We start from the raw sequence: 26,996 nt of genomic DNA on the forward strand, positions 1-26,996 counted from the left end.
CGGTGGAGGCGAACCCAGCGGCGTGCCGTGGGTTGCACGACGTACTGAAACGAACCTATTTTACCGGTCTTGGGGCTATAGCTCAGTTGGTAGAGCGCTTGAATGGCATTCAAGAGGTCAGCGGTTCGAACCCGCTTAGCTCCACAACCCAGGCCTTCTGAGGATCCCGTGGCACATCCCGAGCACCTCGACATCCTGAACGCGGGAATTCCGGCCTGGAATGCCTGGCGGGAGCAGAACCCCGCTGTCACCCCCGATCTGTCCGGAGCCGATTTCACGGGCCGCGTCTTCATGGATGCCGATCTCCGCGGTGCCAACCTCCGGGGCACCTTCTTCACGGTCGCCGAAATGGAAGGCGCGCAATTGGACCGGGCCGACCTCACAGCCGCCAACCTCACGGGCACGGACCTGTCACGGGCCACCCTGGTCGACGCCGACCTCACCGAAGCGGACCTGAGTTACGCCATCTGCACCTTCGCCGACCTGTCCGGGGTCAACCTGACGGATGCACGCCTGACCGAAGCCATCCTGTTCAATACCCGGATGAACGGGGCCACCCTTCGGCGGACGCTCCTGAGCGAAACCATCCTCACAGGCGCCGATCTCTCGGGAGCCATCATCGATCAGTGCGATCTGGGCGACGCACTCACGGACGGCGCCATCCTCCCGATTACCGCTCGCTGACCCCGTCTGACGAGAACCAATGCGGCGCCGTCATGGCGGTGGCCGGGTCAAAGAATCCGTCGGGCAGCGTCACGTCCGCGCGCATTTCGGCGTAGTACTCCTCCAACGTAAGCGTGGAATCCACGTGGAAGAGCACCTCGGGGGCCACCCACCCGCCGGCCAACGGCTCGTACTTGTTGAACAGGATTTCCTGGGTCAGCGGCCCCTGTTTCTGGATGAGGCGCACGAATACACGGCGCTCCTGGTCAATCCAGAACTGGTTGCGCTCCAGGTCCCCCTCGGCAGCGCCAACCACCCATGCCGGTCGTCCCTGCCACTCGGCCGTGTGGACGACGTCCAGGTCGAATCCCAGGGTATCCATGCGGGAGGCCGTCTCCTCCAGATCCTGGTGATACACATCGAAACCGAGCAGCAACAACGGATGCAGCGTCGGGCCGGCATTCACCACGGAGCCACCGGCAAACACGTAGATGGAATCGTTGCGGAAAATCCAGCTGTTCCCGCTGTCCGGCGAACCGATGTCAATCCGAAGCCGGCCCGGCAAGTCCATGGCCTCGTACCACAGGGTCGTATCGGCCGTGCCATCGGGCCGGTGCTGGATGGTGGTTTGTACGAACGTCATGGTCCGGTACCAATCCGATGCGTGTTCGGCATGCATGGCGGCCAGGACATCCCGTCCGGACTGGACGTCGACGGAGGCATCGGGCGAGGGCGTGCACGCGGCAAGCACAAGGACCGCCATCGCGAACAACACGGTCGGTAAAAAAGCGGCCGGGAGAAAACCGGCAAATCGATTCCGTAAGAGGGCTTTCAACATCATGAGATGAACGTATAGGTGTACTTCAGGAGGACATTCCGGCCGCCCGACACCGGAAGTGCGGGCGTTTCACGGAACCGGTCCGCGTTCAGGTTTTCGTTGTAGACAATCCAGAGATCGTTTCCTTCCCGGACGTTGTAGCGGAACCGTACGTTGGCCGCAATGAGGTCGGCCGCCGTGTTGTACTGGATGAAGGCATTCAAGGATACACGCGTATTGAACCCGATCTGGGAACGCGCACCCACCAGATGCACATTGGCGGTCTGGTCCCGGTCCGGGAATTCCAGACGGGTATACGAGTACGTTCCGGCCAGTTCCAGATGCCGGTTCAGGTTCCACGTCGGGGAAAGCTCCGCGCCCAGCCGCCGTCCGTCAAAAAAGGATCCGCCCCGCAATTCGATCTGACCACGAAGCAGGGCGCCATCCGGCATTTCCCAGCGCGCCTGTCCCTCCACGTAGGTATAGGACCCGGCAGGCACGGACGTTCCCTGGGGAAACGATACGGGCTCGAGCACATCCTCGTACAGCACATTCACCGAAGCCCGTGCACTCGCACTGCTCTTGAAATCCATGTCCCAGGAACTGCCCACACGAGCCGATTCCACGGTCCCGTCGTCGTTGCGCACGTACACGTCGCCGAAAACCGAGCCATCGTGATTACGCAGGACGGAGGCATCGCCTGGTCGCCAGCCGTACTGGCCGTCCAGGTTCATTTTCACATAGTTGTTGCGCGAAATGAACCCGATGCCCGGGTTGTAGGCCTTCCCGGCATACACAACCGAGGCTTTGTAGGTGAATCCGATGTTGCCACGACGGATGAGTTCCACGAGGCCGAGTCCGGCGTCCGCAAATGCCGTGGATGACGCGTCCTCGAAGGACTGGGTCCACTTCAGATCCAGGTATTTTTCGTCGCCCAGGCTCAGCAGGCCATCCACGCCATAGGCCACATTCCACGACCCGTCGTCACCCAGGCGGGAGGTCATCATCAAGCCCGCATGCGACTGTTCGTTCAATACACGCCGTTTGGCGCGGACGACGCCGAAGTTCTCTGCCGGAATGGCCGTTTCGCCCACCGTCTGCATGTTGATGACGCCAATGTCCCACAGGCCCACGCGGCCCACCAGGCGGCCACCACCCAGGATCTGCACCGTCTCCCCCCCGATGAGTCCGATGTTCCGGCTGTGGAACAAGCGGTCATTCCGACCGAACGAAAAATCAAACACACTCGAGCGCTCCTGGAAGAACTGCCGCTTCTCGGGGAAGAACAGGGAGAATCGCGTCAGGTTGACTTGCTGGTTGTCGGCCTCGACCTGGGCGAAGTCGGTGTTCAGCGTGACGTCGATGGTGAGGTTGCTCGTCAGGTTGTATTTGATGTCCACACCGGCCTGCCGCTCGAACCCGGATTCCGTGGACCACTCTCCGCCTTCCAGCGCCGGGGTCCAGTCCGCACCGGCTGCCACGTAGGGGGTAATATAGACGGGGCGGCTGGACTCCACGTCGGTCAGCACGACGGTCCGGGCCTGCGAGGGTTTGGCAAACCCCCGCTCCCAGTCCGGCGGAATGGCCGGAAACGTATGTCGCTCCCCTTTCCGGGCAATGTACCGGTAGGCCGACATCCCCATTTCCACCCGGTCGCCGTCCGCCTGGAATCCCAGACTGGAAAACGGAATCCGCATTTCTGCGAACCAACCCTCGTCCGTCCGGGACGTCGCCACATCCCAGAACGTATTCCAGGAGTTGTTGATGGCCCCCATGGAGGAGCCGCCACCACCGCCTTCCGCGTCGTTGGAGACGGCCATATCCATCCGTACGCCGAGCGGAGTGGTGTAGAACCAGAGGGCATTCTGGTTGTCGTTGAAGGTGTCCAGCAGGATGGCGAACGTGTCGTCCCCGCTGTAGCGGTCGCGGTAGAGCGAGTTCGCCCGGATGCCTGAAGGATCCGAGTCGTACATCCGTCCCGCGACGTAGAGGTGGGTCCGGTCGTAGGCCACCCGGATTTCGGTGCGCTCTGTAAGTTCGCCGCCGAAAATGGGCGCGTACATGGACAACGGGAGCGGCGCCACGTCAGCCCATGCCGGTTCATCGGAGCGGCCATCCAATTCCACCGGTCCACTCAATCGGACCAGCGGAAGCGCACCCTGATCCTGGGCCGCCACGGGCCTGACACCCGGCTCCATGCCGATCAACAGGCCAACCAACACGCCCGTGAATACCGCCCATCCCCTCATCGCCTTCAGCCGCCGCATCAGTACGTCGCCACGGATGGGTCAATCTCCCGGGACCAGGCCAGGATGCCCCCCTTCAGGTTGACCGCTTTCCCGAATCCCTGCTGGCGCAGATACGCCACCACCTGTGCCGAACGGGCACCGGAGCGGCACATCACCACCACGTCCTTTTCCCGCCAGGGCTCAAGTTCCTCCATCCGGGCCGTCAGTTCGCCCATCGGAATGAGGGTCCCGTCCAGATCGGCGATCTCCAATTCTTCGGGATTTCGGACATCCAGGAGCAGGAAGTCGTCCGCGGCCGCCTGCTTGGCGTGCAATTCCCGGACGGTCATTTCAGGTACGGAGGGCGAAAAAAACATGGATTCCCCGGTGGGTGAGGGCTCTGGTGTGGGTGATGATTCCTGCGTGGCAGCCGACGCGCAAAACGCATCGTAATCCACGGGCTCCGTGATGGTCGGATGCTGCCCACATACGGCGCAATCCGGATCGGGGTCCACGGAAAGTGTACGGAAACGCCCGGACCCTACATCGGCCAGCAAGAGCCGGCCCACCAAGGGTTCCCCGGTCCCCGTCAGCCACTTCAATGCTTCGGCCGCCTGCAGGCTGCCCAGAACCCCCGGCAGCACCCCCAGCACCCCCGCCTCGGCGCACGAGGGCACCGCGCCCGGCGGGGGCGGCTCCGGAAACACGCACCGGTAACACGGCCCGCCGGGCGCCCCGAAAATGGAGACCTGACCATCGAAACGGTAGATGGACGCATAGACGTTCGGGCGTCCGGTCCATACGCACACGTCGTTCACCAGGTAGCGCGTGGCAAAATTGTCCGTGCCGTCCACCACCAGATCGTACTGCGAAATCAGCGCCTCGGCGTTCGCGGCGGTCAGCCAGGTATCGTGTTCCACGACGGTCACGTCCGGATTCAACCCGCGCAACCGCTCCGCCGCAGCCGCCACCTTCTTTCGACCCACATCCGCCGTCCCGAACAGGACCTGGCGCTGCAGATTGCCCGCATCCACCCGATCGTGGTCGACCAGGCCCAGGCAGCCGACGCCGGCCGCGGCCAGATACAGGGACACCGGCGCACCCAGCCCACCGGCGCCAATCACGAGGACGCGCGCATCCAGCAGCCGACGTTGGCCCTCCGCCCCGAACCCCGGAAGCAGCAGGTGCCTGCTGTATCGCTCTTTCTGGGCGGTGGTGAGGGTGGGCGTCAGCATGGGGCGGGAAAATCAGTCATTCAGTCAGTCCGGGTCAGTCCGAAGAACCCGGCTATCTCCGACTCGATCCCGGACGGCCAGGAATGTCCGTGTCCAAGGAGTTCGAACAGACGCACCCGCGTGCCTTCCTCACACGTTTCATACCGTCGTGCGTCCACGTCAAAATCCCCGATCTTCTCCGTGGTCCGGTCGGCACCCGCGCTGCATCCGTTGTTGTCGCGCCACGCCAGCATGGTCGCCGGCACCGACAGCAGCGAGGAAGAGCCGGCCTCCTGCCCGTCGAACGGCAACACCGTGTCCTCCGAACCATGCACCAGCAGCATGTCCACCGGCACGTCGGCCGGACACGAGGCCGCTACCGGCCCGTTCATCATCCCGGCAATCGACGCAAAACCGGCGTAGGTCGCCGTACGCTGGCACGCCAGGTGGTGCAGGAACACGGCACCCTGCGAGTACCCGATGGCGAAAATGCGACTCCGGTCAATTTCCACCACGTCCGCCACGGCTTCAATGACCGCATCGGCAAATCCCACGTCATCCACCCCGTCCAGATCGGGGCGGATGCATCCGCAGCCCTCGGCCCAGTTCACGCCCGTAGCCGTCGGATAGGCCACCACGAATCCGTCGTCATGGGCTTGCCGGTCCAGATCAATCTGGTCGCGGAACAGCGGACCGCTGCCGCCGGCGCCATGGAACGCGAGGACCAGCGGCACATTCGGCCGGTCGGTTACACTGGATGGAATGAACAGATGCGTCGTCCGCGTCGTGCCCTGATGCTCCACGAATATGCGCTGGAACTGGCCGCTGATGGCCGTGGCGTCACACGATGCGAGCAGCAGGAGGAATAACGGGGTCAACAGCGCGGGACCACGACGGAAAGCGGGTAGACGGTGATTCACGGGGGATTCGGGTTGATCTGCGGGGAATGCTTTACAATAGGAAACCGCATGACGATTTTACAGGCCATTCGGATCCCCTGTGCATGTCCTCGTGCACCGATCCCTCGTGCTGGACCTCACCCCTCCATTCCGTCGAACCCTGAATTCGTGTCCCGAACCTCCCGGTTACCCTTCCTGCTCGCGCTCTGCGCACTGATTGGCCTCGCCCGCGTCCCGCAGGCCACAGCCCAGACCGTGCCGGGAACGGCGTCCGGTCCGCTCTTCGTCGAAGGCCGTTTGCAGACGAACCTGTACTCCGGGGACCGCGTCGCACCGTGGATATCCGGCCTGGATGGATTGACCGGACGTTTCGGGCCGGGCGCCGGTCTGTCCGTGGGGTACCGCCTGTCCGAACCGCTCTCGGTCGTGGGTAACCTGACCTCCGGCATATACCCGGAAATTGACCGCAATTCATTGCCCTCCAACCGTTTGGACCCTTCGACCACGTCGTCGCGCCGGAACCATCTTTCCGCCGAGGTGCGCTACACCCTGCTCCCGATCGGCCGGTTCACCCCGTTCCTGGCAGGGGGCCTGGGGACCTACTGGGGCAGGCTGAACGGTAGCCGGACCACGGCCGTCGGTCCACAGGTCGGGCTGGGTATCCAGACGCCGCTCTTCGGATGGCCGGTTTTCCTGCGTCTGGACCAGTTCGCCGCGTATCCGAACGATGGACTCGACGGGGCCGGCGCAATCTCCACGAGCCCGGATGCGGTCACGACCGTTTCCATGGGCATCGTATGGACGCGCAAACCCCGGCCGCCCCGGTTGGGAGACGTCGTGATATCCGTACCGGCCCAGGTCCGGACGGGGGACGAAGCCCTGTTCCTCCTGTCGGCTGCCCTCGATCCCGTGTCCTACGCCGTTGCATGGGACTTCGGGGACGGGCAGCGGGCGTCCACGGCCAGCGCCGTACACCGCTACGCGTCCCCGGGGACCTATACTGTCCGAGTGACCGCGTCCACGGCCCGGGACGAAGTCATCCGCGAAATCCAGGTAACCGTGCTGCCCGTATTCGAGCGGGTATCCATCCTTTCGGTTACCGCGACACCCCGTTCGCCGCGACCGGGCGAGACCGTCACGTTTACCCCCATACTGCGGGGGACGCCCACGACCTGCCTCTGGTCGTTCGGGGACGGGCGCACCTCGGCGTTGTGCGAGGCGGAGCACACATTCGATGCCCCGGGAACCTACCGGGTGGCCCTGCAGGTCCAAAATGAAGCCCATTCGGCCGTATCCGAACACCTTGTCACGGTCCAAGCCGACGTATGCAGTTCCCCGCCACCGTTGCACGTGGTGTTTTTCGGCCGGAACTCGTCCACCCTCTCCCTGGCCATGCGCGAACTGCTGCGGGAGAACATGGTGTCCATCGGTTCGTGCCCCGGACTCCAGGTGGTCGTCCAGGGATATGCCCTGGCCTCCGAACAGGCGGCCGGCCGCGCCGATGATCTGGCCACGGCCCGGGCGGAAGCCGTCGTGCAGTATTACGTCAACCTCGGCCTGGCGGCGGGTCGCGTCGAGAAGGCCGCGCCGCGCGTGCTGGGCGAAGCCGCCGAGCTCGGACGCAGCGTGGACTCGTACCTTCAGACCCGGAACTGACCTCGGAGCCCTTTACTTTCCGTGGACAGAGAACCCCAGCGCGGCCTCGAACAGGCGGACCCAATCGCTGGCGCACCGCACGCGCATGCGGCTTATCCGGTTGGCGCCCAGGTCCCAGAACGGGACGCCATCCACGCACCGACCGGTCGGCGCCATGCTGAGGGCAATCGCGGCCAACGGCGTGGCCCATCGGCCTGCCTTCACCCGCCCTGCCGCCGTGAACCAACCCGGTTTCTCCACCACCAGGGCCAGCAGCACGCTGTACAGGGCCTCGTTCGACATCTCACCCCGCACACGGAGCAGGACATCCGCACGACCATAGACCAGGCGGACGGCGTCCATTTCCGCAGCGCGGTGCTCGTACCGGCCGGTGAACACGATGGCCACGCGGCGATTGCCGCTTGAAACCAGGACATCGACTTCCTGGTCACCGTTGGGCGTGGAAACCCACGTATCCGCGGCCACCCGCACGCCCGGAGCCACCATCCGCTCCAGCCGATCGGCCAGACGCCGGCCCGGTGACGCCATGCCGAACACAAGCTTGCCAGAGCGCTTGCCGGAAAACGCGGCGGCGCGCGGGGCGCCTACCGGCGGGCGGTCGGGTGAGCGGGTTTCGAGCCACTGGACAGTCGGGAATGCAGATACGCGGTTCATGTCGGTCAGCCATTGTTTTGGTGATGCTGCCGAAGAGTACCGCAGGGGGTGTGACACCTTAATGTCACACCCCGGTAAAGCACACGATTTTTTCCTTCTACGGGGTGAGCAAAGAACAAGGGAGTGCAAATACCCTATTTGAGCGGCCGCCCTATGCGCACCGAAAACCCGGTCGCGTTCGTGCCCGTTGCCACGTCCACGCGGAACGGCAGGCCGAGCGGATAGGAAATACCGGCACCGATTTCGTGGTAACGTCCGCGATAGATGTCCGAGAACGCCTCCTTGGTCGTAAAGGCATGACCACCGAAAATGTGCAGTCCCAGTCCCTGCTCGGCCAACCACCACAGACCCAACTTCTCCCAGGGGGCCGTCGTGAAGTCGTGGTACCAGAAGATGCCTGCCAGTTCGGTGGCCACGAACCGCGTGTTCTGCAGGGTCCGGAAGCCGGCATATTCCGCGAACGGGCCCGACGATCCGCCGAGCGTGAACTGCCGCTGGATGGGCAACAATCCGGTCCGCGTGCCCCCGAATGCCGTCACGCGGAGCCGGTTGGGTCGGGAGCGGGACCGGTAGAAGGTGCGCAACCCCATGGTGGCCCGGGCTTCGAAACGGGTGAACGTATAGTCCGATTTCAGGACCTGTCCCGGACTGTGTTCGACAATCAATTCCAGCGCACGCACATCCGGTTTTCCAATGGAGGCCCCGAACTCCAGGGACCGGAGGTGCCCGTCCTCTACCGCCGGATTCTCCCGCTGCTCGTTGGTGAACAACCAGCCCATGTAATCGGATCGTTTGCGCAACGAGGAATGCACCTCCCACCGCATACGCGAGGAGAGCGTCACCGGCCCCCGGAACGGTCGCACGTCCACATAGACCGACGTCCCTCTCCGGTGGTAGTAGTCATACAGGTCATCGTAACCCAGATACGTCAACAACCCCGGCACGAACCGACCCAGATCATCCTCCCGCGCAACCACCCCGGTCGCATCGAAGGCCTCGGCGCCCACATGGCCACCCAGCACGCGACCGCCCCATGGCATGAGCACTTCCGCATCGTACGTGACCCTTTTGCGCAGCGTGGAATATCCCACGGACCCCGTCACCTGCAGACCGAAGTCGAAGGAGCGATCCCATCCCAACCCGGGGTGCCATCCGTCCACCCGGTTGTACCAGAACCAGTCACCGCGGGTCAACTCCCGGAACGTCGTCAACCGGGCATCCTCTTCCGCATCCGCGGCCTCCCCCTCGCGCGTAACCGGAACAGCCGTGTAGCCCGCCAGCAATCCCTCGGGTCGGAAGGCCTGCTCAAGCGTCATGGTCGGCGGAATGGCCATCATGTCCTCCAACTCCCTGGGCGTCAACGGAATCATGGACGGATTCCGCTGGAACAGGAAGTCCTGGTTGGCCGCCAACGGATCGTACAGGACGGCAGGACCGGCCACCAGGAAGGAGTCGGGTACGGGCGGATTCACCACCCGCAGGCTCTGGCTGGAGAACTGCTCGTACCGGGCCGGCAGATAGGCCGCTCCCACGCGCCCGAATTCCACGATGCCCGCTACGTACAACCCCAACGGCATCCACACGGAATCATTCACGGCCGAGTAGCGCTGTTCGAAATACAGATCGTGGCGCTGCACGGGCGGTGTGACGACCGTTTCCGGCAGCGGACGCAGGTTGGCCTCCAGGACCATGAACGTGGAATCGAGCACGGCCAGATGCCCGGAAAAGGCCGGCCGCGTGGCGCTCCGGGGCGACAGATAGATGTCGAACACCCGCTGGCCATCCAACTCGCGCACGCCGCCCAGCAGGAACCGGTAGATTTCCAGCGCACGGGGATGCGTCGGGCCGACGTAGGTCGTGCCGCGCAGCAGAACCTCGTCGTCCAGGAAATTCACCACCACATGTGGTTCGGCGTATTTGAACGTGCCGCTGCCCTGTGGCCGCGTACGCGTAGCCCGGACGAGTTCTCGCGCGCCGATCGCCGGGGTCCACCACGACGCGCGGACGCTCTCGGTAACCTGCACCAGATCCAGTTGGCTGTACAGCATGAATCGCGTGTACGTATCGGCATAGGCCGACGTGAACCCCTGCCGCCATCGCGCTTTTTCCTCAATGACCCGTCGCATGATGCGGTCGGCCGGATTTTCGCCCGATACGACAATTTCCTCCATGGTCACCGTGGAGGGCTTCAGGGCCACTTCAATGGCCCGGTCAGGCAACGCGCGGATATCGATGCGCCGCGTGACGTACCCGATGAACCGGACTTCGAGTGTGAACGGCAGCCGATCGGCCATGATCAGGAATTGGCCATCCCGGTTCGTGACGACGCCCCGACTCGTGCCCTGGATGGCCACCGTCGCCGACGGCAGCGGCGTGCCGGTGTCGGCGTCGACGACCGTGCCCGATACCCGCACCTGCGCCGCGACCTCGGCACCGCCGAGCCACAGCCCCACCAACAACCACAGTCCTGCCAGGAGCAGAGGGCTGTTCAACGGCAAAAGCGTACCCGGGATCGGGAACGGACATCGCCCGGCTGTGTGGTCGCGTTTTTTCATGATGCACCCGATACGGCGCTTCCGGGGTGAGGTTCTGCTCAACGGATCACCGGATGCCCTCTGATCGTAGAGGACCGCATCTGTCCATGAACCCGGGCCTGTCCGCATGTATCATTTCCTTGGAAAACAGGTGCGCGTGCACCTCTACAGCCGCGAAGGCATTGCCGTGGGCACAGTCACCGGTCGTGTGGCCGACGTGGCGGAGGCGGTGGAGGTTGCGCCCGGCATGAAAAAGGACCTGGTCCTGGTGGTCGACATCGAAACCGGCGATCCCGAGCAACCCTATCGCAACTCCGCCGGCGCCGAGGGCGAATCCTGGTTCGCGGTCCAGGACGTCGAGGTCATCGACGAGGAAAAGCCCCGGATATTCTCGAATTGAGCCCTCTGTCGCTGATTTGAGGGGCTTGCTTGAAATGTAACCTGCCAGGTTACATATTCAGGTATGGCCAATACCCGCTTTTCTTCCGCCGTCCACCTGCTGGTGGCCCTTGCCACCGAGGACACCCTGACCTCTGAATCCCTGGGCATTCGTCTGGATTCGCACCCCGTCGTCATCCGGCGCCTGGTGGCCGATCTGGGCGATGCCGGATTGGTGACCGCCACCCGGGGCGTGGGCGGCGGCGTCCGATTGGCCAAGGAGCCGACGGAAATCGGGCTCGGAGCCGTGGCACGGGCCGTCGAATTCGAACCGGCCTTCGACCTCCACGATCTGCCGACCAAGGACGGGCATCCGCTGGATGCCCACTTCGCGGCCGCCTTCCTGGCCGTCCAACGGGAGGCCACAGAACGGGTATTGGCCCATCTCGACACCCTGACCTTGACGGATATCGTCGAGGGTACCACGCTCCGCGCCGACCTGGCTGAACTCCTCGCGAAGGGCCTCAGTAACGAAGAAATCCGGACCGCCTACCGCGTGGCCGGGGGGCGCATGGTGCCGGTGGCAGACCGTTAGCGGTGTCAGCGCAACTTCTGGATGGTCAGGATCAACTTTGGTGCAGACGTCCGGTATTTCCGGTCATCACCCCCCTCGTCATCCAGGAGTCCCGACATGCAATCCGATCGCACCCTTCCGGCACTCGCGTTGGCGCTTGCCTTGGCGCTGGCCCAAACCACCCCCTCTGTCGCACAGCATCTGCCCACCCATCCGACGTACGTGCCTTCCGGAATGGTCGTCAGCGCCGATTCCGTGATCCAGGCGAATGACAATCGCGCACCGGCCGGAACGTGGAACGGAGATACGTTGGTTGTCGTGCTGGACGTTAGGCGGGGGGTACTCTACCCGAATGGCGAACCGGGACCCGGCGTTCGCGCCGAGGCTTTTGCCGAGGCTGGACGCCCGATGTCCGTGCCGGGACCGCTCCTTCGCGTTCCACAGGGCACCACCATCGACGCCACGGTACGGAATGCGTTGCCCGACTCTTCCATCACGCTCTTCGGATTCGCACGTCGCCCGTCGGCGACCCCGGACAGCGTGCGGTTGGCGCCCGGCGAATCCACCCGTTTGACCTTCACATCCGGCCAGGCGGGTACCTACCTGTACGGGGCCATCATCGGTGGGACTGAAATCCGGGAGGTCGGCGAGCGCGAAACGGCCGCCGGCGCGTTCATTGTGGACCCGGCTGAGGGCGCATTGGACGATCGGGTCCTGGTCATCAACATCTGGTCACAACCCGATTCGACCTACGAGCACGGCGCTTTCGAGACCCTGCTCATCAACGGACGATCCTTTCCCGATACGGAGCGGATGGTGACGGATGTGGGCGAAGCACAGTCCTGGCACGTCATAAACGCGTCGAGGAGAGTTCATCCCATGCATCTGCATGGATTCTACTACGATGTCCTGGCCCGGGGTACGGCCACGGAAAACCACGCCCTGCCCGACAGTCTGGTCCAGAAGGTCGTCACCGAAGTCATGCGCGGCCAGACGACCATGTACATGCGATGGGTGCCGGAACGGGAAGGCGCGTGGCTGTTCCACTGCCACCTTTCGTTCCATGTGTCTCCGAACGTCCAATTGCCGGACGGAAAAATGCACCACAATGGTCACATGGCCGGCCTGGTCATGGGCATCGATGTGCAACCCGGCCCATCGGATCTCATTGAACGGGGCGAGCCGCGACACCTGACCTTGCACACCCTGCAATTCGATGACAATCCCCTCCATCGTTACGCCTTTGCCTTCGACCCGGTACACGACCCCGATTCAACGGTCCGTACCGCGCCGGGCCCAGTCCTGGTCATGCGGCAGTATGAACCGACCTTCGTCACCGTGAAGAACGGCATGGATCAGCCCGCGGGCGTGCACTGGCACGGACTGGAGCTCGATGCCTGGGCAGACGGCGTGCCTGATTTCAGTGCCTCCCACGGAAAAATGTCTCCCGCCATCGCGCCCGCCGACTCCTTTACCTACAAATTGACCCTCATGCGGCCCGGGACCTTCATGTACCACTCCCATCTGAATGACATCGACCAGTTACGGGGCGGGCTGTACGGAGCCATTGTTGTGCTTGGGGAAGAGGAAGTCTTCAATCCCGAAACCGACCATGTCTATATGTGGGGAAGGCGCCGCTACCGCGCGCAATCCTTCCAGGAGGCCTTGGGTGCGAATGGCACCTGGGAGCAGCCGGATATAACGACCACGGCCGGGACCACGCACCGCCTCCGGTTGGCCGTAATGGCGCCCGTGACCGCGGCCCGCTTTTTGATGACGAAAGATGGGCAACCCTACCCCCTCCTGGCCATCGCCAAGGATGGCGCCGACTTCCCCCCGGCCCAGCGCACGAACGTGATGGAAACCCGGATCTACCGAGAGGGCGAAACCGCCGATTTCCTGTTCACGCCCCTCGAGCCGGGGACCTATGAACTGCAAATCGGACCGGTGGCGGAACTGTCGGTCCGGCAACGATGGCTGGTCACCGCCGCTTTATTGTCCGGGAAGTAGGGTTCATTGAACGTCGACGCGAGCCAGCTTAACAAGTCCCGCCGGACATCTCGAGAAAATATCTGTATCCGTAACAAAAAGCGGTGCACAGCCAGTACTGACCGGTATTCGAAAAGAATACTTATAAGAGCCGTCTACGGCAGAATATGCATCGAGCGTCATTTGTTCAGCCACATGATGCAGTGCCAATACGTAGATGGTATCCTCCCACACATTCAGCCCGAAAATCTGAATAGGCAATGAAGCGTTGGAATCGAACGAATAACTATCGCCATGATTGACAATGCTTGGGTCTTGTGGACCGTCAATTCCGAACATTGCAAAGGATAGTTTGAATGGCTCAATGAACGTCATAATTGAATTGACATTGGAGGCCACATGCACCCAACCATCGTTATTTGCACCCTCGATCATATGTCCAGACCATTTGAGACCGGGTTTTCCGTCTGATGAACCGCTGAATACCATTGCAACTTCCTGGCTCCTGCCGTCCGGTGACAATCTTATTATCGAACCCCCATCATTCAGGCTGAATCCAAATATACCTGATTCTTTTACAGATACCTGTTGAACACTGGCATCCAATGGAATTGTCGATTCGAATACTCCTCGACGATCGAACAGGGTAACTCGACTTTGAGTCGCATCAAATGTCCAGATGGTGCCAGCTTGTGTCTGCCCATAGTTTGTAATGACTACGTGCTCGCCGGGTCCACTTCCCCGTCCCGCTCCAATTACTTCAAACTCATCGTGTTTGGGCGATATTCTCACAAGTGAGACATTTGCCTCATCCAAAGCGAGCAGGGTTGAGTCGCCGTTTACCTGTAAGGAACGAACAAACAGGTTTCCGATGTCAAGATCGAGGTAAGTCGAATCGGTCGGGACTCTTACAAACCTCCGATCTTCGACGTTCTGAGAAATGACGGTGAGGGCATCCTTGCTCGCAATTGACGTATCTCGTGAACATCCAATCAGCGACGTCATCACAAAGCAGAAGAGAATGATTTCGGCTGGTCGAGTCATCAACAGTTTGGATTGGTATTTCCAAACACACAGACTTGTGTGTACCCCTCCAGAACCTCACAATAGTTTTTCCAATTGATGGTCCAGCTACAATTGAACGTGAACAATATGGTGCATTGATAAGCGGGACAGGGAAATGTCCGGTCAAAGCCACACGGTTTCCCCAATACTTGTCCCAAGACACACCCTTCGCCACTGCCACCGCTCGATCCATCGCTTCCACAATCTTCATTTCCATATTCGTCTATTTCACATGCAGCAAATGCTACAGGAATAAAACTGACACCGGAGGAACGGTCGTCTGACGCCTCGATATCCACAGCATGTACCGCGACGATTATAAAGAAGAGTACTACGAGAGGGCGATATAGCGTGGTCATGGCGGTTTCGTTTATGTTGTGCCGCCATTGTATCGTTTTTTTTTTGTTTGGCGCAACTCTCGAGTTAAATATCATGCCCCAATCAAAGCAACTCACCGATTACTGGTTCCTCTTGATGGTCCGCGTCGTAGGCTCGGCGTCGAGGGGATTCTCGGGCCACCAGTGTTTGGGGTAGCGGCCGCGCATGTCTTTTCGGACGTCGTGGTAGGAGGAGGTCCAGAATCCGGCCAGATCGGTCGTGACCTGGACCGGTCGGTGGGCGGGTGAGAGCAGGTGGAGGACCACCGGCACCTTTCCGTCGTCGACCATGGGCGTCCGGGTCATGCCGAACACTTCCTGCAAGCGGACCGCCAGGACGGGACCGTCGGCGCTCGACCAGTCCACGGCAATCCGGGAGCCGCTTGGGACCTGGATGCGGGCCGGCGCCCGCCGCTCGAACGCCTGGCGATCCACCCCGCTCAGGAGGGCTTGCACCAGGTCCACCCGTTTCAGGTCCGTGAGCGACGCCATCCCGACCAGGTGGGGCTCCAACCATTCGTGCAGCGTCTCTTCCGAACGGTCGGGCCACTCGGGGTCGCGGGCATGCAGGAAGCGCAGCCGATCGGCCACCTGCCGGCTTTCCTTTTCCCAGGGGAGCACATGGAGCCCCCGCGAGCGGATTTCCTCGCAGAGCACGTGGGCAATGTCCATCGGGTCGGCCGCAGGATCCGGCCCTGACTTCAGCACGAGCGCCCCCCACCGCTCCTCCAGGCGGGCCACGACGCGCTCGGCGGTGGGGTCGAAGGAGAGGGTCGATACGAGCTCCACGCCGCCCGAGCCACCGCCCGAGCCATTTCCCGAGCCCTCTGCCAGGCGCCGGACGTCCACCCCACTCAGCGGCGCCGCCAGGAAAATCCGGGAGCGGGGACCTGCGCCTCCGGTCGATGCGACGGCCAGGAACGCACTGCGCGCCAGCGGATCGTCCGTGCTGCAATGCACCAGCTGCCCATTCTGCATCCGGAAAACCACCTCGGACCCAGCGGCGGCGCCTTTATTTCCTCCCTTCGAGGCGCCCCTTCCACGTTCTTCATTCTCCGTTACCCGCTGCGCCACCCGCTCGGGAAATGCCAGTGCCACAATAGGCCCAAGGGGGGGCTCGGGGGGCAGCGGGCCGGGCCGGCATCCGGCCGCCGAGGCAAAGTCGCGCGCGGCGTCCCGGACTCCCGCCCAGCGTCGCGGATCGCCGAGGTCCACCTGCCGGATGCCGGCCCGGTCCCGCTCGGTCAGGACCGCGGCCACACCGCAGGCCGCCCATGGGTCGTCCGCCGCGAGGATCATGTGCGCCAGCCGCGGGTGGGCCGCCACGCCGGCCATCCGGCGGCCATGCGGTGTGGCGCCCCCCGAGCCCCCCACCGCTTCGAGCATCCGGAGCAGCCCGTGTGCTTCCTGCCAGGCTGTTTCGGGCGGCGCGTCCAGCCAGGTCAGCGCCGACGGGTCGCCGACGCCCCAGCACGCCAGTTCGAGCGCAAGGGGCGCCAGGTCGGCATCCAGGATCTCGGGCCGGTCGTACGGCGCCCGGTGCGATTCTTCCAGACGGGTCCACAGCCTGTAGCACACGCCCGGGGCCGTGCGTCCCGCACGGCCCCGGCGCTGGTTGGCCGAGGCCTGCGAAATGGGCCGGGTGGCCAGCGAGGTCAGCCCCGTGCCCGGGTCGTGGACCGGAACGCGGCGCATCCCCGAGTCGATGACGACCCGGATGCCGTCGATGGTCAGGGAGGTCTCGGCAATGTCCGTGGCCAGCACCACCTTGCGTTGACCGGGAGGGGTGGGTTGCAGCGCCGCATCCTGCGCATCGAAAGACAGCGAACCATGGAGCGGCCGTATTACCAAGGCCGGGGTGTTGTCCGACCATTCGCCCGGTTGCGCTCGAGCTGTTGCCGCCAATCGCTCCTCCACCCGGCGGATTTCCCCGGCGCCCGGCAGGAAAACCAGGATATCGCCTTCGGTTTCGGCGAGCGCCCGTCGCACCGCGGGCACCACGGCGTCCTCCATGAAGCGGGGCAGCGGTTCGTCCGACCAGTGCGTTTCCACCTCGAAGGCACGGCCCTCGCTCCGGATAACGGTGCCCCGCGGCAGCACCGAGGCCACCCGATCGTCGTCGAGGGTGGCAGACATGACCACTAGCCGCAAATCCGGACGAACGGCCGCCCGGACATCCAGTGTCAGTGCCAGGGCCAGATCGGCGTGGATGCTGCGCTCGTGGAACTCGTCGAACAGGATGGCCGCTACGCCCGTCAGTTCAGGATCCGACTGCAGCATCCGGGTCAGGATGCCTTCCGTGACGACTTCAATGACGGTATTCTGACCAACGCGCGTATCCATCCGTACACGATAGCCGACCGTCTGGCCGACCTGCTCTCCCAGGAGATGTGCCATCCGGTGCGCTGCTGCCCGGGCCGCCAGTCGCCGGGGCTCCAGTACAAGGATCTTCCGGTCGTTCCGCCACCCGGCATCGAGCAAGGCCAGCGGTACACAGGTGGTTTTTCCGGCACCGGGAGGCGCCACCAGGACGACATCGTTTCCGGCCACCAATCCGGCCAGAACTTCTTTAAGCACCACCCCTACAGGCAGGTCCGGAAGTGTGGGGGTGTGGGGCATTGGCGGGATTCGGGAGTGAAAAAGCGCGCAGAAAGCCGCGCAGTGGCCGATTTCGAGCTCAACGTAGGGTTCTCACCTACACCGGTCGTGGGGAGGCGACGGTCACAACGCATATTGAATACCGGACGTGGCAGTCCCGGTTTCGTCCCGATTATTGGACCAGCAACCAAAACACCTGACCCGATCCATGAAAACGTTACTCCTTTTTCTCCTCGCCTTCGGCCTGTCCGCTTCGACGGCCACCGCGCAAACCGACTCCGTCAAACTGACCTTCTCGCCCGACAGCAAAATGTGGGTGACGGGTACGTCCACCGTCCATGATTGGAAGTGCGACGTCAAGGACGTCACCGGTTCTGTCACCGCCAGCGTATCCGACGCCGTGACTTCCATCTCCGCCGGCACGTTCTCGGTCCCCGTTGAAAATATCGACTGCGACAGCCGCACCATGAACAAGAAGGTGAACGAGGCGCTGAACGACAAGAACACGCCGACCATCAGCTTCACCATCGAGTCTACGACCATCGGCGACCAGATTGATGTCACCGGTGTCCTGACACTCGCCGGCGCAACAAAACAACTGGTCTTCCCCGTAACGGCCGTCCATACCGGCAACACCGTGACCTTCGCGGGTGAAGTCCCTGTGGTCATGTCCGACTTCAACGTCGATCCTCCAACGGCCATGCTCGGCACGCTCAAAACGGGCGACGAAGTCAAGGTCCACTTCGAGATCGTCACCAACATTCCGGACGCACAGTAACTATCGCACTGTGCAACTCGGTAATTCTCTCCAATCTGTCTCACACCATCGCATCACTGCCATGAAACGCAACCAGCTACACATTTTCACCATCACGCTCCTGGCGATGGCCATGGCCCTGCCCATGGTTGCCAGCGCACAACAGGAAACGTTGCAGTACTTCCGTCCCTACGACGGCCGCGGAACCAACGTTTTTGAGACCACCAAGGAAGACGCAAAGCCCTTCACCGGATTTGAAGTCTACTGGGGCGCTGCCTTCACGCAGCAGTTCCAGATGCTGAGCCACGAGAATGCCAACCCGACCAACAATCCGGACAATGACCTGCTGGAACTCGGCAATGGCTTCAACCTCGCCACCGCCAACCTGCTGCTCGGCGCCCAGTTGGCCGATGGTATCCAGGTCAACCTGATCACGTACCTGTCGTCCCAGCACCACTCGGAAGCATGGGTGAAAGGTGGATTCCTGCAGGTAGACAAGCTGCCCATGCTGAACAGCGAAGCGCTTGACAACCTCATGGAGTACGTCACCATCCGCGTGGGACACATGGAGTTGAACTACGGCGATGCGCACTTCCGTCGCTCGGACAACGGCCAGGCCATCTACAACCCCTTCGTGGGCAACCTGATCATGGATTCGTTCTCCACGGAAATCGGCGCTGAAATCTATGTCCAGAAGAATGGCCTCATGGGCATGGTCGGCATCACCGACGGCGAAATCCGCGGCCGCGTGGACCGTCCCGATGACCGTGCTCCGTCCATCATCGGCAAGTTGGCCTTCGATCGCCAGCTCCAGGACGACCTCCGGGTCCGCCTCTCGGGCAGCATCTACACGACCAGCAAGTCCATCTCCAACACGCTCTATGGCGGCGACCGCGCCGGCACCCGCTTCTACGATGTTATGGTCAAGTCGGCTGGATCCAGCTTCACCAACGGCCGCATCAACCCCGGCTTCCGCAACAAGGTCACGGCCATCCAGATCAATCCGTTCGTGAAGTTCATGGGCGCTGAGTTCCATGGCGTGTACGAAACGGCTACCGGCAATGCCATCCAGGGCGGCGTCGAAGGACCGGACTACACCTACACGCAGATGGCGGCCGACGTGCTGTACCGCTTCCTGGAAGACGAAACGGCCTACGTAGGCGTCCGCTACAACGTGGTTGACGGCGAAACCGCCGCCGGCGACATCTCCAGCGACCGTATCCAGGTCGCCGCAGGCTGGTTCGCCACGCCGAATGTGCTGCTCAAGGTGAACTATGTAGTCCAGAACTACAATGACTACCCGGCCAGCAGCATCCTGCACGAAGGTCAGTTCGATGGCATCACCATCGAAGGTGTGGTTGCTTTCTGACGCTTTCTAATCTGTTTCGTGCAGAACAAGGGGGGCGCCGCGCAAAACGCGGCGCCCCTTCTTGCGTAGAAGGCCTGCCCTCAACCTCGTCTCCCCTCCCCTCTACCCGCTGTTCAATTGACGCCCATGCGCCCCAATCGAGTTTCCGGTGTGATCGCATTCCTGCTTATGGCCATGCCCATCCTCATTCCGCATGCGGTTTCGGTGCAGGAATGGGCCCTGGCCGAGGAAAGCCGCCTGTGGATTGATGGCACATCCAGTGTGAACAGCTTCACCTGCCATGCCACGGACATGGACGGTACCGGTGTCCTGAAAGGCCGTGACTCGGTCACGGGATCGGAATCGCCGGCCTTGATCACCGTTCAGGTGCCGGCCCTGGACTGCGGAAACCGCCGCATGAACAAGGACCTGCGCGATGCCATGAAGGCCGATGAGTTTCCAACCATCACCTTCCGCCTCGATTATGCCGAACGCGTGCACGCGCCCGGGGACAGCCTCCGCGTCCAGGTCGTCGGGACGCTCACCCTGGCCGGCCAATCCCGCGAAGTCGTGGTCCTCATGACGGCCGATCGTCTGGAGGACGGCAGGTATCGCGGAACAGGAAAAAAGGACCTGAAGATGACGGATTTCGGCATCACGCCGCCGACCGCGCTCCTGGGACTGGTCAAGGCGCGGGATGAAATCACTATCGGATTCGAGTTGATAGCGGAACGGGAGGGGCACTGAGTCCGGGGCATGTTCGCGGCGCATCGTAGATTGGGGTCTGCACCCGCATCAACCCCTGCCCGCCATGCCCACCTCCCGCCCCCGTCCGTCCTTGCCTGTCTGCATCCCGATTATGATCCTGGCGCTGGCGCTCGCCGGATGCGCCGAGCCCGACACGGCATCTGCCCCCGAATACACCCGCGTCCAGATTCCAGAACCCCCGGTTTCGGACGAAGCTCGTTCCGCAATGGAGGCCGACCTTGCCGCCGCCGAAGCCCGTCTGGCCGATAACCCGGACGACGTGGATGCGCTCATCTGGGTCGGGCGGCGCACCGCTTATCTGTGGCGCTACCACGATGCCATCGAGGTCTTTTCGGAGGGCCTGGAGCGCTGGCCGAACCATCCGGAGCTGCTCCGGCACCGCGGGCATCGCCTGATTTCCGTGCGCGCGTTCGAGCAGGCGCGCGAGGACCTTTCGGCCGCCGCCGCGGCGGTGGAGGGGCAACCGGACGTGGTCGAACAGGACGGTCAGCCGAACGCGGCGGGCATTCCGACCAGCACGCTCCAGACCAACATCCATTACCACCTCGGACTGGCCCACTATCTGCTGGGTGCTTTCGAGGAGGCCGCCCGGCACTTCGGACACTGCCGCGCCATCGCCACGAATGACGACATGCGCGTCGCCGCCGCCGATTGGGAGTACATGGCACTGCGCCGGTCGGGCCTGCACGACGAGGCCCGCGAAGTCATTGCCTTCGTGACGCCCGACATGGAACTGCTGGAAAACCACGTTTATCACAGGCGCATCCTGATGTACCAGGGGCTCGTCGCGCCCGACTCGCTCCTCGGCCGTGCCGATGGTGACGTCGCGCTCAACCTGGCCACCCAGGGCTACGGCGTCGGCAACTGGTACCTGACGGAAGGCGATACGACGCGCGCCCTCGCAATTTTCCGCGACGTGGTGGCCGGTCAGCACTGGGCCGCCTTCGGAACCATCGCGGCGGTAGCCGACCTGGCACGTTTGTCCGCACCGTGACACACACCTTGCCTGTCTAACACTGCGCGAATGAACGCTCGACCTTTTCTATACACCCCGACTGGCAACCGCATTGCGCGTTTTGTTGTGTCCCCGTTCAAGTCGTTCGTCCCGGAGAAGTACCAGTTTCCGGTGGATGGCCTGCTGAACGTCCCGGTTCCGGGCATGTCACCGCTTCTCCTGCACGTGAATCCAACCTGCTACCAGGGAAAGGTGCTGTTCTGGAAGGGTTTGAATGGATTCGAGCCTGGTATGCAGGTCTGGTTCAGACGGCTGGCAGAACAGGCAGACTCGTTCTTCGATGTCGGGGCGAATATCGGGTTGTATTCTCTGCTCGCTGTCAAATACAACCCGAAAATCAAGGTAGTCAGCTTTGAGCCCCTTCCGGCTGCGTTCACATATTTGAAGCGGAACGCGTTGGCCAACCAAGCGGTGAACGTGGATGCCTATCAAATTGCATTGTCGGATGCATCCGGAGCGTCCGAGTTCCATTTTTCCCTCAATCCCAAGTTCCTCTTCGTGGAGGATCAATTGGTAAGCACGGGAAGCCTTGACGAAGTACAGGGATACCGGACAGAACGGAGAATGGCCATACCCGTCACGCTTCAGACGCTGGATGATTTCATGGACGCATACCGGGGCCACGGGATCGACCTGATCAAGATCGATACGGAAGCCACGGAACACATGGTCATCAAAGGCGCCAGGAAGACCTTCGGGACGCATCGGCCCATCGTGTTCTGCGAGGTGTTGCCAAACCGGGTCGAAGCGGAAATCCAGCAGGAGATTGCCGCTCTGGACTACGCACTCTTCCGCATTGCAGGACACTCCTTGGTGGAGGTCAGCGACCTGAGACATGACGCATCGTCCACCAATGACTTCCTGTTCTGCCCGACTGAAAAAGTCAACCTGCTGGAATCCGTGGGGACCGTAGTCCGCCTGTGAATCACCTGCTGATTACGAGGGGAATTTGTCTCCGCTGAGACAGGGACGTGGCCACCAGGATATAGGCTCCTGACGGATACCCTGAAACATCGAAGGTCAATCTGGTATTGCCTGCAGAGCTCTGTGACTCGCCCAGAACGTCCAATTTTCGTCCCAGAATGTCAAACAGCGCAATGGTCACCTCTGAAGCCTGCTTTAACTCCAATTCCACGGACAGGGACGATATGGCCGGCATGGGGAATGCGGACATTCCCTGGATCTGATTTGAGTCGTGGACTGACGTCCATGCATGGACCCCGGTTGCAACAACGTCGCCCTCGGATGCGCCGCTGACCACGTTGGAGAGATAAAAAACATTTTCATCCGATGTGTGGGCAACCACCATGAAGTAGTGCGTGCCATCCGTGCTCAATCCCGAATTGAACAGTGTCGGAGCGGTATAGGCGTATTGATCAAGTCGCAATGCAGGCGAGTTGGCAAGCCATTCCCACACGTACCCGGATTTGGACAGACGCCATCGTTCGGGACGTGCAATGACGATGTCAGGGTCATGAGCCAGATTGCTCCCGGAATCGGTACCGGGTGGCAGTGATCTCCATACGCTGTAGTATGGGAGGTCCAGGATGTCAACGTCCAATGCAGAGGCCGCCCATTCCAGTCGGATCTGGTTTCCGTTGTCGTGCGGAACGTCCTCACTGCGATAAATACGAGGATTGACGGTCTTCAGGATCACGATGTGAGGGGAGGCCGCGCTGCCGACGGCAAATGAGGAGGTGCTCGAATGTATCTGAACGAAGAACTCGAGATCTGTCGTCACCTGCTCGATGGTGGCCGTGTACCGGGTTGCCGAAATCCGGCTGGCCTGGATGGACACGTATGCCTGCGAGCCGACGGGTCTGTAATAAGTGGTTACCTCCGTCACCGCGGTGTCCCCCGCTATCTCGATCGGGATCTGGACGGTGGGACCGGACGAAACAATGAAGCGATCCGCTTTCGCGCTGAGCGGTGCCTCATGGACCACCACGTGACGGTTGACAGCAACGTGGTTGAGCGTCTGACGCACTCCGGACGGCCAGTCGATGATCAACGAATCGACGACGGTTGCCCCGCTCAAACCGAACGCAGCTTCGTATCCGCCTATGCTGCTGCCCGCGCTGCCTGTGATTTCGCGGATCATCTCAAGAACCCGTCCTGCACTTGTAGCCACAACGCGCACCCGGGCCCCTATTCCGTGGATATTGGACAGCTCGCCTTTCAATTCGAGGGTGAGCCAACGGGAGGATTCCGCCGGTGTGGTCTGGTTGAAATAAAGGTGGTTGTACCCTCCCTCACCCGACTGATCGGGAATGTTGTTGGTCTGGATATCCACATCCCCATCACGGTCCACATCGGCCAGACTCGCGCTGGCTGTCCGGAGTGACACCTCTGACATTGATTTGGACGATACCTTGACGAAATTTCCGGATCCGTCGTTCAGGAACAGGTCGTTCACTCCGGAGAGGTCCGGGACGAACAAGTCCAGATCACCATCATTGTCGAAATCTGCCGTATGTGCCGTGTTTGACGCTCCCCTGTCGGTCACGTGGTCGCCGGTCAGGATCTTCTCGAAAACCAGTCCTCCGTCATTCCGGTAGTAGTAGTTCTCCTGCTCGTCGACATTGGCGACATACAAATCCAGATCTCCATCCATGTCATAGTCGCCCCACACGGCTCCTCCGGTCCGACCACCATCGTTGCTCAGCATGTTGTCCACCCGCTCAAACGTGTGGTCCTCTTTGTGCTCATAAAGGACGTTATCGGACGTTGCGTTGCAGACAAACAGATCCATGTCTCCATCGTTGTCCGCATCCGCCCATTCTACACAGGTGGAGTCCTGTCTGTCATCCCCGAAATGCTCCCTTATCCGGTTTTCGAAGGATCCGTTGTCGTTCTGGACCAGAAACAGATTCCTGGAGTCCCCGCGGATGGACACGTACAGATCCAGATCCCCGTCCTGGTCGAAATCGATCGGCCCGATTTTCCGGGATCCATGTGTGACATGCTCGAATGTTTGCCCGTTTTCCTGCCACACCCCGGCGCCCCGGTTCTCGAAATGGAAGGGCTCACCACTGAGGTGGGTGACCATCAAATCGAGCAGGCCGTCCTGGTCGAGGTCAATCCACTTTCCCGACACGGTATTATGGCTTTCCTGACTGACCGGATGGTTCTCCATCAATCGAAGTATACCGAATCCATCATTTTCAAAGACCTGGTTGAATCCGGCTTCACCCGCTGCGTTGGCAACGAACAGATCCAGATCGCCGTCGTTGTCGATATCGCCCCATGACGATGCGTAACTGTAGTTCCTGTCACGGTGCAACGCACCCGCTGTATCCCGCTCAAAAGACTGGGCGAGAGCGGCCATGGGCGGAAACACCGCAAGGAACACGACGACCGGTACGATGTGCAATCTGGCGATTTCCATGGTGATTGATAGGGTATCCGGGAGTGACCATTGAAGCCTACCGGGTCAACGCTCCAAGGTTCGTCTCCAGGTGTCTCCATTGGCATGTGAACGGTTGTCTGGGCGGTGACGTAGCTTTGCTTCTCTCCGTCCGACTTCGCTATCGTCCCACCGTCTCCATGCGTTTCGCCGTCCTCCGCTCGTGCTTGCTGTTGCTGTCCGCATGCGATCCGTCCGGTACCTCGCAGACTGAATCCGACCCGGTGTTGGATCCGGATCGGGCGCTGCTGTCCGGATCCGTGTTCATCCAGGCCACGGCATCGGCCACGCCCGAACGGCGCCAGGAACGCGCCGTGGCGGAAATCCTGGGCGGCAACGTGCCCGCGTCCGTGCGCGAAATGCACCCTGTTCGGCTGGATCTGGGGGGCGGGCGTTCGGTGACCATCCGGGTCACGGGGGATTACCTGTCCGTGGGTTCCGATTCGGATTTCGTCCGGATGCCGCTCACACTGCCCTCGGCGCGTCAAATTGCCCGGGACTGGGGCATGTACTTGCCCATAACGACCATGGTCGACGCCATCTACGAGCAAGCCGACCTGCGTCTGGATCCCCAACCCATGACGCCGGGCCCGGAGATGTCGTCGAACGCGTACTATCTGGCGCACCAGCAGATGATAGAAACCCAGCGCGCCGGCCGCGCGCCCGGTGGTTTGATTGCCGGCCACAAGAAGGACATCGTGGCGACGGTCCGCCTGGATTCACAGCCGGGGCGGATTGCCATCTACGGCTGGCACACCGCCGTCGGCGAGCCCATCCAGCCCCTGTCCCTCGTGCATCATGACCGCTACGAGGACTACAGCCACGGGCTGCGCCTCATCCATCCCGTAGCGCAGACCGACTCCGGCGACGTCCGTCTCGATGATCTCTTTCCCGGCATGGAACGCTGGTCGTGGTGACTTCCCCTCCGTCCGAATGAGGCAGAGCCCGGCAGCGTGTGCCTGAATTTCTCCGGGAACCCAACGGTTCGAGAACACCGAGCTTGTCAGGGTGCGCTGTTTTACCCAGCCGAATCCTTCACATTCCGGACACGCCCATGAAGTGCTCTCCCCGCTCGCACGCCTTGATTGCCGTACTCCTGTGCTCCACGGTCACGGTCGTCGCTCAGCCGGCATCCGTATACCGGTCCTACACGTTACCGGCCAACGAAGCAGGGGCCTATACCCAAACGCTGTCAGAGAACGGCTGGGAGATTGTCGGCACATGGGATGCCGCATCCCCCGAAGGATGCACGTCCGTTGCAACGGTTTTTGCCGGGGTGCACGCCGATGCCTCAACCGACCTGTCTGCCCTCAACGCCGAGACGGCGCCGTTCGGCATGGTGGACCGATGGGCGCTCATCCGTGACGAGGAAGGGGCCCATGTGGTCGTCGTGAATCCCGTGTCCATCTGGAGAACCGTTCTGCTGGACCATCCGTCGGCCGTCAGCAGCGCCGAACAGCATGCTGCCCGACTGTTCGCACCCCTGGCATCCGGAAATGCGGAATCCCGCGGACAGGAACGGTCGCGCGGCCACATCGGGAAGACCATGGGGGTCATGGCCGGAGGGCTGTTCGACGAACGCATTGGACTCCTGCACCATGCAGACGGCATGAGTCTTGAAACGGCACTCGATCGCATCCGGACATCATTCGGGGACGGCGCCATGACCTGGGGCCTCGACGTCAAGTACGTTTACCATCCTGATGGCGCCTCGTGGGCCGTGGTCGGCGTCAGCGGTGCACCCATGGAGTCGAAATCCTTTGAAATTGTGGGTGCCGGCAATCGGGACCAGGCATCCGGTCTGGCGTGTCCAGGCATTGATCATGCCGCCGCCTACCCCATCGAACTGGTGGTCCGTTCTTCCGGAGATGGTGTGGACATCCTGGCTGTCGACGCCATGTACCGGATGAAAATGTTCTTCGAGGACGCCGGGAAATGGGCGTTCATGAAGAACATGACCATGCCGGGATCCATCGCCGACGAAATCAAGACGCGGTTGGCGGCTTCTTTGTGGCGCTGAACGGCAGTCCGGACGTTGTGACCGCCAGCGCATTTG

21 protein-coding genes and 1 tRNA gene are annotated in these 26,996 nt (G+C 62.0%); 13 read left to right on the top strand and 9 right to left on the bottom strand.

Annotation, left to right across the window (positions count from 1 at the left end):
• Window positions 1-71 precede the first annotated feature (71 nt).
• Both RIE53_13105 and RIE53_13110 read left to right on the top strand, forming a co-directional pair.
• A tRNA-Ala gene (locus RIE53_13105) sits at window positions 72-144 on the top strand.
• Window positions 145-168: 24 nt separating this feature from the next.
• On the top strand, window positions 169-684 hold the full coding sequence (locus tag RIE53_13110; protein MEQ9105623.1) for a pentapeptide repeat-containing protein: 516 nt from the start codon (window positions 169-171) through the stop codon (window positions 682-684).
• Here RIE53_13110 and RIE53_13115 read toward each other — a convergent pair.
• From RIE53_13115 to RIE53_13130, 4 genes are read right to left on the bottom strand one after another with little or no spacing between them, the layout of a single operon-like run.
• The gene (locus RIE53_13115; protein ID MEQ9105624.1) at window positions 671-1,504 is read right to left on the bottom strand and encodes a hypothetical protein; all 834 of its coding nucleotides are present in this window, start codon (window positions 1,502-1,504) and stop codon (window positions 671-673) included. The two genes, RIE53_13110 and RIE53_13115, sit on opposite strands and share 14 nt — an antisense overlap.
• The gene (locus tag RIE53_13120) at window positions 1,501-3,747 is read right to left on the bottom strand and encodes a DUF5916 domain-containing protein (protein MEQ9105625.1); all 2,247 of its coding nucleotides are present in this window, start codon (window positions 3,745-3,747) and stop codon (window positions 1,501-1,503) included. The genes RIE53_13115 and RIE53_13120 overlap by 4 nt, the downstream gene beginning before the upstream one ends.
• Complete coding sequence (moeB, locus tag RIE53_13125; GenBank protein MEQ9105626.1) at window positions 3,747-4,943, bottom strand: molybdopterin-synthase adenylyltransferase MoeB; 1,197 nt, start codon at window positions 4,941-4,943, stop codon at window positions 3,747-3,749. The genes RIE53_13120 and moeB overlap by 1 nt, the downstream gene beginning before the upstream one ends.
• A 20-nt stretch (window positions 4,944-4,963) precedes the next feature.
• Complete coding sequence (locus RIE53_13130) at window positions 4,964-5,842, bottom strand: hypothetical protein (GenBank protein ID MEQ9105627.1); 879 nt, start codon at window positions 5,840-5,842, stop codon at window positions 4,964-4,966.
• Between the two features lie 147 nt (window positions 5,843-5,989).
• Here RIE53_13130 and RIE53_13135 point away from each other — a divergent pair, with 147 nt between their 5' ends.
• The gene (locus RIE53_13135; GenBank protein ID MEQ9105628.1) at window positions 5,990-7,477 is read left to right on the top strand and encodes a PKD domain-containing protein; all 1,488 of its coding nucleotides are present in this window, start codon (window positions 5,990-5,992) and stop codon (window positions 7,475-7,477) included.
• Between the two features lie 12 nt (window positions 7,478-7,489).
• Here RIE53_13135 and RIE53_13140 read toward each other — a convergent pair whose 3' ends face one another.
• Together RIE53_13140 and RIE53_13145 are read right to left on the bottom strand one after the other, a co-directional pair.
• Entirely contained in the window at window positions 7,490-8,131 is a 642-nt protein-coding gene (locus RIE53_13140; protein ID MEQ9105629.1) for a hypothetical protein, read from the bottom strand.
• Window positions 8,132-8,265: 134 nt separating this feature from the next.
• Window positions 8,266-10,686 (bottom strand): DUF5686 family protein, encoded by a 2,421-nt coding sequence (locus tag RIE53_13145; GenBank protein ID MEQ9105630.1) that lies wholly within the window; start codon window positions 10,684-10,686, stop codon window positions 8,266-8,268.
• A gap of 106 nt (window positions 10,687-10,792) precedes the next feature.
• Between RIE53_13145 and RIE53_13150 the strand changes: the two genes are divergently transcribed.
• The 3 genes from RIE53_13150 (at window position 10,793) to RIE53_13160 (ending at window position 13,627) form a co-directional block, all read left to right on the top strand.
• The gene (locus tag RIE53_13150; protein MEQ9105631.1) at window positions 10,793-11,065 is read left to right on the top strand and encodes a hypothetical protein; all 273 of its coding nucleotides are present in this window, start codon (window positions 10,793-10,795) and stop codon (window positions 11,063-11,065) included.
• Between the two features lie 63 nt (window positions 11,066-11,128).
• Window positions 11,129-11,638 (top strand): Rrf2 family transcriptional regulator, encoded by a 510-nt coding sequence (locus RIE53_13155; GenBank protein ID MEQ9105632.1) that lies wholly within the window; start codon window positions 11,129-11,131, stop codon window positions 11,636-11,638.
• 96 nt (window positions 11,639-11,734) lie between these two features.
• On the top strand, window positions 11,735-13,627 hold the full coding sequence (locus RIE53_13160) for a multicopper oxidase domain-containing protein (protein ID MEQ9105633.1): 1,893 nt from the start codon (window positions 11,735-11,737) through the stop codon (window positions 13,625-13,627).
• 3 nt (window positions 13,628-13,630) lie between these two features.
• On the opposite strand, the gene RIE53_13165 is transcribed toward RIE53_13160, so the two are convergent.
• Complete coding sequence (locus RIE53_13165) at window positions 13,631-14,650, bottom strand: hypothetical protein (protein MEQ9105634.1); 1,020 nt, start codon at window positions 14,648-14,650, stop codon at window positions 13,631-13,633.
• A 479-nt stretch (window positions 14,651-15,129) separates the two neighbouring features.
• On the bottom strand, window positions 15,130-17,667 hold the full coding sequence (gene hrpB, locus RIE53_13170; GenBank protein ID MEQ9105635.1) for an ATP-dependent helicase HrpB: 2,538 nt from the start codon (window positions 17,665-17,667) through the stop codon (window positions 15,130-15,132).
• 187 nt (window positions 17,668-17,854) lie between these two features.
• On the opposite strand from hrpB, the gene RIE53_13175 reads away from it, so the two are divergent.
• The 5 genes from RIE53_13175 (at window position 17,855) to RIE53_13195 (ending at window position 22,458) form a co-directional block, all read left to right on the top strand.
• Complete coding sequence (locus RIE53_13175) at window positions 17,855-18,424, top strand: YceI family protein (GenBank protein ID MEQ9105636.1); 570 nt, start codon at window positions 17,855-17,857, stop codon at window positions 18,422-18,424.
• A gap of 61 nt (window positions 18,425-18,485) precedes the next feature.
• Entirely contained in the window at window positions 18,486-19,772 is a 1,287-nt protein-coding gene (locus tag RIE53_13180; GenBank protein ID MEQ9105637.1) for a hypothetical protein, read from the top strand.
• A gap of 126 nt (window positions 19,773-19,898) precedes the next feature.
• Window positions 19,899-20,498 carry a YceI family protein gene (locus RIE53_13185; GenBank protein ID MEQ9105638.1) on the top strand — a complete coding sequence of 200 codons (600 nt, stop codon included), beginning with the start codon at window positions 19,899-19,901 and terminating at the stop codon, window positions 20,496-20,498.
• A 64-nt stretch (window positions 20,499-20,562) separates the two neighbouring features.
• Window positions 20,563-21,513, top strand: coding sequence for a hypothetical protein (locus tag RIE53_13190; GenBank protein MEQ9105639.1), 951 nt, complete (start codon window positions 20,563-20,565; stop codon window positions 21,511-21,513).
• 87 nt (window positions 21,514-21,600) lie between these two features.
• Window positions 21,601-22,458, top strand: a complete 858-nt coding sequence (locus RIE53_13195; GenBank protein MEQ9105640.1) for an FkbM family methyltransferase — start codon at window positions 21,601-21,603, stop codon at window positions 22,456-22,458.
• 1 nt (window position 22,459) lies between these two features.
• Here the strand turns inward: RIE53_13195 and RIE53_13200 are convergent, their stop codons facing one another.
• Window positions 22,460-24,922, bottom strand: coding sequence for an FG-GAP-like repeat-containing protein (locus RIE53_13200; GenBank protein MEQ9105641.1), 2,463 nt, complete (start codon window positions 24,920-24,922; stop codon window positions 22,460-22,462).
• A gap of 158 nt (window positions 24,923-25,080) precedes the next feature.
• On the opposite strand from RIE53_13200, the gene RIE53_13205 reads away from it, so the two are divergent.
• Entirely contained in the window at window positions 25,081-25,857 is a 777-nt protein-coding gene (locus RIE53_13205) for a hypothetical protein (protein MEQ9105642.1), read from the top strand.
• A 137-nt stretch (window positions 25,858-25,994) separates the two neighbouring features.
• Window positions 25,995-26,960: a hypothetical protein gene (locus RIE53_13210; protein ID MEQ9105643.1), complete on the top strand. Its 966-nt coding sequence runs from the start codon at window positions 25,995-25,997 to the stop codon at window positions 26,958-26,960.
• The last annotated feature ends 36 nt before the right edge of the window (window positions 26,961-26,996 follow it).

It is taken from the genome of Rhodothermales bacterium (assembly GCA_040221055.1).
Lineage (GTDB): Bacteria > Bacteroidota > Rhodothermia > Rhodothermales > UBA10348 > 1-14-0-65-60-17.